Origin of the sequence: Massilia eurypsychrophila (assembly GCF_002760655.1) — a bacterium.
Classification (GTDB): Bacteria; Pseudomonadota; Gammaproteobacteria; order Burkholderiales; family Burkholderiaceae_D; genus JAFCUW01.
The window spans coordinates 1-1,079 of record NZ_PDOC01000077.1 but is presented as its reverse complement, the minus strand read 5'-3'; the positions used below and the strand labels follow the sequence as shown (position 1 = coordinate 1,079).

Genomic DNA, 1,079 nt, shown 5'->3' with positions numbered 1-1,079 from the left:
CACGTCCGAGAGCGAGGCTCAATTATGAATCGCCGCTCGTCGTTTATACTCAGCACATAGCACTGCTACAACATCCGACCGACACTGTTAATTAACCCAGTGTTGCGCTTGGTACTTGAAACCGCCCTGGATCTTGCTCGATTTGATAGGCGCGTTAGTGTCGAAGGCGAGACTCGGTTTCAGGATCAGAAGTCTGGTTACCAGATATCACCTGAGCGTTCTTCCAGCAATCCGCACGGCGGCAGTGCTTGGAAGCTTATCAATCGCGCAGGTGATCGAGTAGCGACACTTGATAAAACCGGCCGGGTGCTAGGGAAATGAAGGAGTAAACGTGACAACGTACGATCCGCAGAACGATCTGGGCAAATATTTTCCAAAAATAGATCCGGCAATCGATGACCTATCGGCCGATGGATATATATTTGCGAATATATCAATATTCGATCATTGGTTGACGGAAACCGAGGCGTCGGAATGTGAAATCCTCACATATGCAGGCGCATTGGCGAACCAAGCGTTGGCAGAGTATGTTAAAGGCGAACGAAAATTTCTTGATTTCTACGCCCTGCTAGCAAGAGATGGCGTAATTTGTAACAGACCGAATCCGATTAGAGAGATAGCGTCCGCTGACGAAGAGTTAAAATTGATTTTTACGAATAGTCTGCGAGAACGGCGATTTATGGACGTTTTTTTCATTGCTGAAACTGTCCGTGTGATGGGTCGTTGGGACAGAACTGACTTAGTGTTTTTCCAAAGTGTGGGTCAAATGAGATCTTTTCAGGAAAAGGTCCATCAGGCGGGCTTGTTTCTATTGCCGGACGTAAGGAGCGCTACAACTCATTAGTTGCTCATTGCTCGGACGAGCAGCTAATCAGTACGCCGTTCTTCAGCTTGCCTACCCCCTGTGTCAGACTAGTTGTCGCCTCCAGATTTTATCCAAATAGAGGCAGATATGAGAACAAGGCATTCCCCAGCATTTGTCGAACAAGCACTGGTCAAGGTATTCTCCCGTGGCGGCAGGAGCGTGCAGGCAGTCGCGGACGATATCAACGTCAATTACCACACACTTAAAAATTGGA

At 47.9% G+C, this 1,079-nt stretch carries 2 protein-coding genes; both read left to right on the top strand.

The genetic code is table 11. The annotated features are described in order from the left end of the window. Positions 1-331 precede the first annotated feature (331 nt). On the top strand, positions 332-844 hold the full coding sequence (locus CR105_RS28135) for a hypothetical protein (RefSeq protein WP_131502079.1): 513 nt from the start codon (positions 332-334) through the stop codon (positions 842-844). Positions 845-952: 108 nt separating this feature from the next. After that, a partial coding sequence (locus tag CR105_RS29610) for a transposase (protein WP_370660705.1) occupies positions 953-1,079 on the top strand: 127 nt, incomplete at its 3' end.